This window comes from Lactobacillus sp. M0390 (genome assembly GCF_016102085.1).
GTDB classification, from domain to species: Bacteria; Bacillota; Bacilli; order Lactobacillales; family Lactobacillaceae; genus Lactobacillus; species Lactobacillus apis.
Genome location: NZ_JACFPH010000008.1, coordinates 1 through 11570, shown reverse-complemented (window position 1 = coordinate 11570; position 11570 = coordinate 1). Strand labels below are relative to the sequence as shown.

Here is an 11570-nt window from a genome sequence, read left to right as displayed (position 1 = left end):
TTGCAGCATCTAAGGTCTTATCAGCATCGATTTCACCTTGTACTTTGGCTACTTCGGCATCAATAGCGTCTTTAGCATCTTGCTTCTGGGTATCTACAGCTGTTCCAGAAACGTGGGTATCATCTACTGCCTTTATGCCCTTGCCTAATGCATCCTTTACTCCTTGTGCATCAGTTGCATTGTCAATGTTAGTCTTAGCTGCTGCTCCAGCATCGGCTGCATCCTGCTTTTGTTTGGCCTTGGTTGCAGCATCTAAAGTCTTATCAGCATCGATTTCACCTTGTACCTTGGCTACTTCGGCATCAATAGCGTCTTTAGCATCTTGTTTTTGGGTGTCTACAGCTGTTCCAGAAATATGAGTATCATCTACTGCCTTTATGCCCTTGCCTAATGCATCCTTTACTCCTTGAGCATCAGCTGCATTATCAATGTTGGTCTTAGCTGCTGCTCCGGCATCGGCTGCATCCTGCTTCTGTTTGGCCTTAGTTGCATCATCTAAGGTCTTATCAGCATCGATTTCACCTTGTACTTTGGCTACTTCGGCATCAATAGCGTCTTTAGCATCTTGTTTCTGAGTGCCTAACGCTGTACCTATGACATGAGTATCATCTACTGCTTTTATACCCTTGCCTAATGCATCCTTTACTCCTTGAGCGTCAGTTGCATTGTCAATGTTAGTCTTAGCTGCTGCTCCGGCATCAGCTGCATCCTGCTTTTGTTTGGCCTTAGTTGCATCATCTAAGGTCTTATCAGCATCGATTTCACCTTGAACTTTGGCTACTTCAGCATCAATAGCGTCTTTAGCATCTTGCTTCTGAGTGCCTAATGCTGTTCCAGAAACATGAGTATCATCTACTGCTTTTATACCCTTGCCTAATGCATCCTTTACTCCTTGAGCGTTAGCTGCATTGTCAATGTTAGTCTTAGCTGCTGCTCCGGCATTAGCTGCATCCTGCTTTTGTTTGGCCTTGGTTGCATCATCTAAGGTCTTATCAGCATCAATTGCTTGTTGTATTGAGGCTACTTCGGCATCAATAGCGTCTTTAGCATCTTGTTTCTGAGTGCCTAATGCTGTACCAGGAACATGCGTATCATCTACTGCTTTTATACCCTTGCTTAATGCGTCATTTACACCATCAGCGTCAGCTGCATTGTCAATGTTGGTCTTAGCTGCTGCTCCAGCATCGGCTGCATCTTTCTTTTGTTTGGCCTTAGTTGCATCATCTAAAGTTGGATCTGTATCAATGGCTTGTTGTATTGAGGCTACTTCAGCATCAATGGCGTCTTTGGCATCCTGCTTTTGATCTGCTAATGCCTTACCCTTATCGTTATGAGCAGCATCAATCTTGGCTATACCATCTTGATAAGCTTTATCAACTTCACTTTGAAGCTCAGCCTTATTTATTTTATCAATTGCTTCATTTCTTGCAGCATTTATGGCATCTTTTTGCTTAGTCTTTTCATCTGTAGTCAGATTTACATTACCATTAACAGCTGTTATGGCTTCATCGGCATGAGAATTGATATCATTAATTGCAGTTGTTTTTTCCTGATCAAGTGAATGATAAACATATTTAATGCTGTCTGTACCATTGGCCATGATAAATGTTGACCCAGCTGGAACTTCCTTACCATTTACTTCAACATGATCAAAAGCATAGTTTTTAACATCTGGTGCTTTAGGAATCTCCGTAACATCACCAGTTTTACTAGAAACTGTAATAGGCTGAATTGGTTGAACTGCAATTCCATCTTTGTTTACATATGTTGGAGTAATTGTTTGTTGATTACCTTCTACATAGATAGTAACAAGTGGATTTTCAGTTCCAACTAAAGTAGATTTTGGCTGAATTCCTTGACCAGTTGCTTCAACATAGTAGTGATATCCTGCTGGAACGTTATCTTTTGTATAGGAACTATCTGTCCAGTTAATAGTGTTGCCGTAGTTAGCAGTAGCTGTAGTTATACCTCTTGACCCTTCGATACCAGTTTTACCTGAAAGGCTAGTAGTTAATGCTCCCCTATCTTTATGGTTAATATCAACGTATTGATATTGTAATTTTTGGGGAACACCAAATACATAAATATTATAGATATGGTCATATTGTTTATTATTTTGCCCCGGTTGAGACTGCATTGGAACAATACCAATAGTTGCCTGACCGTATTGATCACCGTCGTCATCAGGCAATGAATCACCGCCGCTTTGCTTGTCAGCTTTAGCACCTGAAAATACTTGGTTACCAATTGCCCACATGTAGTTTTCAGGCATATTTCCACCATCAGCTGCATATTTAGCAATAAATGATGAATTAAGCGGAATATACTGACCAATATAATTATTCTTGTCATTGATATCTAGCTTAATTGGAGAACCAATCTTTTTACCATTTTGATCAACGTATTGAATTGCCATTGTACCAACTGGAATAGCAACGGTTTGTAACTCACGCGTTTTTCTTGAAACAATAGGAGAAACACTCGTGTTGTTATTTAAGTCAGTTAAAGTAGCAACTCCACCTTTAACAACCATTTTACCAAATTGAGCAGCATTATCTCCTGCTTCATTAGTTGTTAAAGAATTTGAGCCATCCCAAGTTTTAATACTAGAGTTATTTAGCGAAACAGTACCAGGTCCTGAAAATATACCAGCAGTCGCGGTAGTTGGATTTCCAGTGTTATCTTCTATTGCTAACAAAAGTGATTTTGGTGAAATAAAGCTTACACTAGAAGTACCAGCAACTTGAATAATAGCAGCTTTTGCTCTTTGATGGATATTAAAGGTAGTTCCTGCATTAAATACTGCTTTTTGAGATGCTTGTAATTGAATGGCACCAGGCATAGTAGTAATAGGAGCAGATAAATTAAAATTCTGTCCAAAATTAAATGTTCCAGTTCCTTTCGAACCTTGGGTAGCATTTAAGAAATACTGGAATCCTGTCTGAGTCCAAGAAACATCATCACCAACTGTTATTTTGTCGAAGTCTAGATAGATAGCTGGATAATTAGCAGTAGAACCATTATAGGTACGCGCAATATTCGTAGACCCGTCTCCCATAATGAACTCGTTACCGTCTTTACCATATCCGGCATCACCTACTGCAGAGCCAGAATCACTGAAATAGAATTGAGAGTGCGCAGTAGCATTTTTTGATCTATCCATTTCAACTTTTGCATTATTAGCAAAAATTATTCTGGTTACATGTCTAGTGACCTCATTAGTAAGGAAAAAGTAATTAGTTCCAGAAAAAGTAACTTTTGCGTCATGCGCAACAACCACATGAATAGGATTGGAATTAGAATTTTCATCCATAGGTATTAGTCTAACATTGTCAATATTTACATTCAGACCCTGACCATCGCTACTATATACTAAACTGGATTTATCATTATCAATAGCGCCATTAAATCCCTGTTTAAACACACCATTTGTTACTGTTACAGTGGTCATATTTGTACGTACTGTATCAGGATACGATAAAGTTTGTGATCCTAACTCAATTGTATGGCCATTACCATTGACAACAACACTTGCTCCAGGAGCACGATTGCTGATTGTGACTTTGCTATCATATGCTATATCACCTGTTATGTTGATATAGGTAACAGAAGAATCTGCCCAAGCAGTTGCCAAATCAGCAAGAGTTGCAACATTAGCTACCTTTTGCTTGTAATTATCTGGATTAAGAACTTGATCTGGGGTTGGAATATTTACAGATGTTGGTGAATTCTGTTTCGAGTCTAGGCTTGCATTAAAGCCTGGACGGCCAGCATCATCATCAGGACCAACCGTAACACTATTATCCCCTGTTGTATCTGCAGCAGTATCTACTCTTGGCGTAGCTTCGGCTTGAGAAGTATACTGATTTGTATCTTTCTTATCTGCAGTAGTATTCGCAACAGCTTGACCAGTAACTGAATCAGTAGAAGCAGCTCTTGGGGCTAACTTACTTGCTTCAGTCTTACCAGTTTGATTACCAGCAACTAATGAAGAATTATCTTCTGATTTGACAGTCTTTGTAGTTGAAGTCTTGTCAGAAGTTGCAGTAATGCCAGCAGTATCAGAACTCGTTCTGAAGAAAGAGCTAAGTCCTTTATATGTGGAAACGCCCACTTTTTTATTGGTAGCGGGCTTCTTGGACATATCAACGACTGGTTCTTTTTTAGCACTAGTCTTCTTTTTAGAAGCAGTAATAGTGCCTGGCTTATAGCTATTAGTGATGCTAATATTTGCATCGTCTAAAATTGCTTTAATAGCAGGTAAATCCTCAGCTTTGTTTACTTTGTCTTTAGCATCAGCAACAATAGCATCAACATTCTTAAGTTGAGTACTTTTAGCACTGCTTGAAAGGTTTTTATCAGCGTTGATCTTTGATTTTGCAGTGGTTGCTGTTGTATCAATAGTAGTCAAAGCATTTTGCTTAGCATCATCAACCGACTTCGAGTCAATTGATTTTTGTAACTCTTGGTCTACTCCCTTTTGATCATTTTGGGATTCGACTTCAGCGGCTTTTACCGGAGTAGAGGCACTACTGCCGAGGTATATTCCACCTAGCATGAAAGTCAATAAAGAATAGCTTACGAGCCAGCCTTTTTTGCTTTTATGCATTTTATAATTTGTATTTTTAGTCTCTTCGACTAATCTTGAATTTTTTTTCAAATTATACTCTCCAATCTCCCTATTAATATATAACACCACTAGTTTAGCACATCCTTAGCCCTTAGAGTAGTTATTTTTTGAGAGATTTTGTTAACATGAAATCAGTTATAGCAACATTTGTAGCGATAGTTATATGAACAGTAATCGTTTTTTAACACATCTGTTTTTTTAAAAAATCAAACGTGATATTGAAAAAGTGTTTTCTTTATAAAGCTTATTTATAAAGAACTTGTATATATCAAAATTATAGTCAGCTACTTAGTTATTTAATTTTATTGATTATTTATAGCAAAAATATGTAATAGTTTTTATAATAACGTTATTTAAAGCTAAGCAAATAAATACAAGTATCGATTTTTAAAAATATTTTCTGGTGTTAATTATTATATCTTCATACATAAAATTTGACTTATTTTTGTATCAGAAGTTAGTTTCTTAACTGATATCATTACATTATTTATTATTTCTAACTTAGTTAATTAAGACTCGATTATTTCCAACAAAAAAGGCAACAAGCTATTTAAAGTTTGTTGCCTTTTGTTATGAATGCTTTTGAAGATTAACTTCAAAAATATTTTTCAGTGTTTCTATTCAAAAGCTGTCTGTTTTACAAATTGACCATTGCCAATTGAATAGTAAGTTTTACCTTTAATTACAACGATTTCACCATAAGTACGAATAGTCTCGCCAACATTCATAGTTACTTTCCCAATTCGTTTACCTTCAATATTATAAACATCAGCTTTTGAAGTTAATACACGAGAGGTACCGTTGACTTCATCACTATCAAGATATTGACCGTTACCAATTTCAATAAACTTGCGACCATTGATAGTCTTGGTCTCACCAGTTGCTACTCGTGAACCAGCTGATAAAACAACCTGACCATTTTGTTGACCTTCACTGTTATAAACATTTGCGTTGTGATTCAACACTGCATTTGCAATAACACCGTCAGCTAATGTTTCGTTTGCTTCCTTGTCATTGGTTCCAAAGTTAACTGCTTTTACATAGCGATCATCATCGATGATGTAAAATTCTTTATCACCAATCTTAACTGGATCACCATAAGTATCTACTTCAGTATTCCTTCTAAGTAACTGAGTGCCTACACGCTTGCCATCTTTATTATAAACAAATGAGTTCTTCAATAAGATACGTTTTTGAGCATTGATGTTATTAGCAGCGATGTATAAACCATTGTCAGTCAAATAGAATTCGCGGCCATTAATCATTTCAGTTCCGTAAGTGTTAATCATTGAACCCTTTTGAGCAACTAATAAGTTTGCACGCTTACCTTCTTTGTTATAGAAGTAAGCATTATGAGCAAGTTTTCTTTCAACTGCTCCAGTTGTATCTGGAGCTGCTGTATCAGCAAATGTTCTTGTATCAATTCCTGAAAAGTTGGTGTTTTCAGTATTAGAACTTGCTGAATTTGACGATTCAATGTTTTGTTCATTAGGAACTTGTGAATCAGAACTGTTGGACTCGGATTTGTTGCTCTCTGAACCATTTGATTCTGATCCGTTAGATTCGGATGCGTTGCTTTCTGAGCCATTTGATTCTGATCCGTTTGACTCAGATGAATTACTCTCTGAACCATTTGATTCAGAACCGTTTGATTCGGATGAGTTACTCTCTGAACCATTTGATTCAGAACCGTTTGATTCGGATGAGTTACTCTCTGAACCATTCGATTCGGAACTGTTGGACTCGGATGAGCTGTTTTCTGAGCCATTTGATTCTGATCCGTTTGACTCGGATGAGTTGCTCTCTGAACCATTTGATTCTGAGCCGTTTGATTCGGATGAGTTGCTTTCTGAGCCGTTTGACTCTGACGAGTTGCTCTCTGAACCATTTGATTCAGAACCGTTTGATTCGGATGCGTTGCTCTCTGAACCATTTGATTCGGAACCGTTCGATTCTGATGAGTTACTCTCTGAACCATTCGATTCGGAACTGTTGGACTCGGATGAGCTGCTTTCTGAGCCATTTGATTCTGATCCGTTTGACTCAGATGAGTTGCTTTCTGAGCCATTTGATTCAGATCCGTTTGATTCGGATGAGTTGCTCTCTGAGCCATTTGCTTCGGAACCGTTTGACTCGGATGCATTACTCTCTGAGCCATTCGATTCTGATCCGTTTGACTCGGATGCGTTGCTCTCTGAGCCATTTGATTCGGATCCGTTTGACTCTGACGAGTTGCTCTCTGAACTATTTGATTCAGATCCGTTTGACTCTGACGAGTTGCTCTCTGAACTATTTGATTCAGATCCGTTTGACTCTGATGAGTTACTCTCTGAACCATTTGATTCGGAACCGTTGGATTCGGATGAGTTACTCTCTGAGCCATTTGATTCTGAGCCGTTGGACTCTGATGAGTTGCTTTCTGAGCCATTTGATTCTGATCCGCTTGACTCTGATGAGTTGCTTTCTGAGCCATTTGATTCTGATCCGTTTGACTCTGATGAGTTGCTTTCTGAGCCATTTGATTCTGATCCGTTTGATTCGGATGAGTTGCTCTCTGAGCCATTTGATTCGGAACCGTTTGACTCGGATGCATTACTCTCTGAGCCATTTGCTTCGGAACCGTTTGACTCGGATGCGTTGCTCTCTGAGCCATTTGATTCGGATCCGTTTGACTCTGACGAGTTGCTCTCTGAACCATTTGATTCAGATCCGTTGGACTCTGACGAGTTGCTCTCTGAACTATTTGATTCAGATCCGTTTGACTCTGATGAGTTACTCTCTGAACCATTTGATTCGGAACCGTTGGATTCGGATGAGTTGCTTTCTGAGCCATTTGATTCTGAGCCGTTGGACTCTGATGAGTTGCTCTCTGAACCATTTGATTCTGATCCGTTTGACTCTGATGAGTTGCTTTCTGAGCCATTTGATTCTGATCCGTTTGACTCTGATGAGTTGCTTTCTGAGCCATTTGATTCGGAACCGTTGGATTCGGATGAGTTGCTTTCTGAACCATTTGATTCTGATCCGTTTGACTCTGACGAGTTGCCCTCTGAACCATTTGATTCTGATCCGTTTGACTCAGATGAGTTGCTTTCTGAGCCATTTGATTCTGATCCGTTGGACTCTGATGAGTTACTCTCTGAACCATTGGATTCGGATGAGTTGCTTTCTGAACCGTTTGACTCTGACGAGTTGCCCTCTGAACCATTTGATTCTGATCCGTTGGACTCGGATGAGTTGCTTTCTGAGCCATTTGATTCAGATCCGTTGGACTCGGATGAGTTGTTCTCTGAACCATTCGATTCAGATCCGTTGGACTCTGACGAGTTGCTCTCTGAACCATTTGATTCTGATCCGTTGGATTCGGATGAGTTACTTTCTGAGCCATTTGATTCGGAGCCGTTTGAAGCAGTTGGATTTGTAACAATTGCATCAATTTCTGCTTGAATGCTACTTATTACTTTTAAGACTTGTGAATCAGTTGCTGCATCAATCTTGGCATTACCGTTTTGAACAGCTTGATCGATTTTATCCTTTGCGCTTTGCTTTTCAGTATCACTCAAGTTAGATAAGCGATCAATTTCCTTCTTTGCTGATTCAGCTTTCTTGCTAATAATACCTTTGGCTTGAGTCTTGAGCTTAAGTGAAGCAGTGTTTGTTGCTGCATTGTTGATCTGAGCTATTCCATCTGCTAATGCTTGGCTAACTGATTCACTGCTTGTAGCTTGTGCAACCTTGTCTCTAGCTACTGCAGCAGCGGAATCTACAAGTTGGTAAACTGCAATTTTTTCACTAGTAGTTAAAGATGAATCTTGAGCAACCTTAATTTTTGCATCATTTACAGCTTTAGTAATTGACTCGTTGGCTGCTACTTTTTGATCATCGATAGTAACCATTGGATTTTGAGCAAATGCAATAGCTGTTAATCCATCAGATTTAGCTTTATCTACCTCTGCAGCACTGTTTGCTTGATTAATGGCCTTTTGTGCTGCACTAGCTGCATTAGAAACAGCCATCTTTTCTTTAGCCTTTTCAGCTGCTGATTTTGTTTGATCGCTATCAATCTTAGCATTTGCACTAGCTAATGCATCCTCAATGACCTTATTAGCTGCTAACTTTTGATCTTTTAATGGCTTTCCAGGAATGTATTGAGCATCAATTGCCTTAATTCCAGCATCTTGTCTATCTTTAACTTCTTGAGCATTTTCAGCGCGGTCGATAGCATTTTGTGCTTTCTGAGCTTCCAAGTCAACGTTAGCTGATTGAGTTGCTTTAGCAGAAGCAGTTAATCCTTGATCACTGCTAATTGCTTCTTTAATCGTAGTTGCTTCAGCACTAATTGCGTTCTTAGCATTTAGCTTAACAGTTGTTAATTCAGCTGCACTATTGTTCTTAACTACTGCATTAATTGCATCAACTCCAGCAACTTTAGCCTTATTAATAGTTTGAGCATCAGTTGCTGACTTAATAGCATCCTTAGCTGCATTAGCTGCATCATCAACAGATTGTTTTGCTTTAGCCTTTTCTGGAGCAGTTAAGTTCTTGGCTTGATCAATCGAAGCTTTAGCTGCTGCTACAGTATCATCAATAATCTTGACTGCTTCAGCTCTTTGTACTTGTAATTTTTCACCCTTGATATGTTGAGCGTCAATTGCATTAATACCGGCAACTTCACGGTCACTAATTTCTTGAGCATTCTTAGCACGATCAACAGCATTTTGAGCCTTTTGAAGCTCTGCGTTAACTTTCGCAGTTTGAGTTGCTTTAGTTGTATCACTCAAGGAAGTGTCATTAGCAATAATCTTCTTAATAGTTGCTGCTTCTTGAGCAAGTATATCCTTAGCAGCTTGCTTTTGTGTTTCAAGATCATTACCTGACAGGTGTTGTGCATGAAGAATGTTGACACCATTTACATATTCATCTTGAACAGCTTGAGCATCAGTTGCAGCATCAATCTTATCTAAAGCCTTTTGCTTTTGTGCTTCAACTGCTTTGACTTGATCTGCCTTAGTACTGTCTTCAAGAACCTCATCACTGTTAATTTCTTCCTTAACAATTTCGGCTTCGTCTCTAATTAATTGCTTAGCATATTCTTTTTGATCAGCTAAAGAAATCAAATTAGTTACATACTTGGAGTTAATAGCTGCAATACCTTTTTCGCGAGCAATCTTAATACCTTGGGCATTTACTGCTGCATCGATATTATCTTTTGCTTTGGCTGCAGCATCATCAACAGCAGCAGACTGTTCAGCCTTAGCTTTGCTGTCTAATGAAGAATCCTTATTAATCCAACCTTTTACCTTTGATGCTTCGAGATCAATTCGGTCTTTAGCTTCCTGACGTTGTTGATCTAAGCTAGAAGTATTTGATTGATGATCATTATTAATAGCGGTGATACCGTCTTCAGTTGCTGCAATTATAGCTTGGGCAGAAGATGCGTTATCAATATTGTTTTTCGCAATAATTTCATCGGCATCAACAGCTGCCTTTTGAGAAGATTTTTCAGTATCAGTTAATGTCGTATCAGCGGAAATGGCTGACTTAACAGTTCTAGCTTCCTGACTAATTCTTGCTTTCGCTGACTGTCTTTGCTCATCTAAAGAAGTACCAGATACATGATCAGCATTAATTGCTTTAATACCTTCTTTTAATGCATTTTGTACGTCTTGAGCATTAGAAGCAAAATCAATCTTGTCTTTGGCTGCTTGAGCGTCAATATCAACCTTGGCCTTCTGGCTAGCCTTATCAGAACTTAATAAAGTTGTATCAGTGTCAATTTCACCCTTAACTTTAACAACTTCCTGATCAATTCGATCCTTAGCATCTTGCTTTTGGTCAGATAATGGAACATCACTACGGACATGATCACGTCTAATTGCTTTAATTCCCTGATCACGCGCATCGATTATTCCTTGTGCATCAGTTGCAGCATCAATATTGTTTTTAGCATCAGTAGCATCTTTATCAACGTTACGCTTTTGAGCAGTCTTTTCAGCTGTAGTTAAAGCTTCATCAGCTTCGATTTCACCCTTGACTTCTACAGCAACCTGATCAATCCGATCCTTAGCACTTTGTTTTTGATCTGCTATTGGTAGGGTATTTGATTGATGATCAGCTCTAATCTTTTCAATTCCGCGATCACGTGAATCGATTATTCCTTGTGCGTCAGAAGCTAAATTAATATTCTGTTTTGCTTCCGCAGCATCTTTATCAACATTAACTTTTTGAGCTATCTTTTCAGAATTAGTCAATGTAATATCGGCATCGATTTCAGTCTTAACTTCACTTGCAACTTGATCAATTCGGTCTTTTGCAGTGGTCTTCTGACTACTTAAATCCGTACCTGGCTTGTGGGCAGCATTAATCTTATTCTTACCGTCTGCGACTGCTTGAATAACTTCATCTGGTGTATTTGCAGCATCGATTGCTGTATTAGCTTCTGTTACAGCTTGATCAACATCTTGCTTCTGCTTGTTCTTTTCAGCAGTAGTTAAGTTTTGATCGGCATCAATCTGGTTTTTAACTGAATCTGCTTCATTAGCTATATCTTGCTTCGCATTGTTCTTTTGACTGCTTAAGTCCTTGCCTGGTTGGTAAGCACCATTAATCTTGTCTTTACCATCTTGCTCTGCCTTAGCAATCTCATCTGGGGTCTTAGCTTTATCAATAGCATCTTTAGCTTCGGAAGCTGCTTTATCGACATCCTGTTTCTGTTTGTTCTTTTCGTCAGTCGTCAGATTCTTGTCGGCATCAATCTTGTCCTTAACATCGTTAGCAGTCTTATCAATTTCCTTGTTAGCGTCTGCCTTTTGATCTGTTAACTCTTTGCCAGGTTGGTAAGCACCGTTGATTTTATCTTTACCATCTTGCTCTGCCTTAGCAACCTCATCTGGTGTGGTTGCGGCATTAATCGCATCTTTAGCTTCTGAAGCTGCCTTGT

The 11570-nt window shown here is 38.8% G+C and carries 2 protein-coding genes; both read right to left on the bottom strand.

Annotation, left to right across the window (positions count from 1 at the left end; all coding sequences use genetic code 11):
* Positions 1-4660: DUF1542 domain-containing protein (locus tag H3R25_RS08765; RefSeq protein ID WP_198195151.1), on the bottom strand; the 4660-nt coding region annotated here is incomplete at its 3' end.
* A gap of 587 nt (positions 4661-5247) precedes the next feature.
* On the bottom strand, positions 5248-11570 hold a 6323-nt coding region (locus H3R25_RS08760), incomplete at its 5' end, for a DUF1542 domain-containing protein (RefSeq protein WP_198195149.1).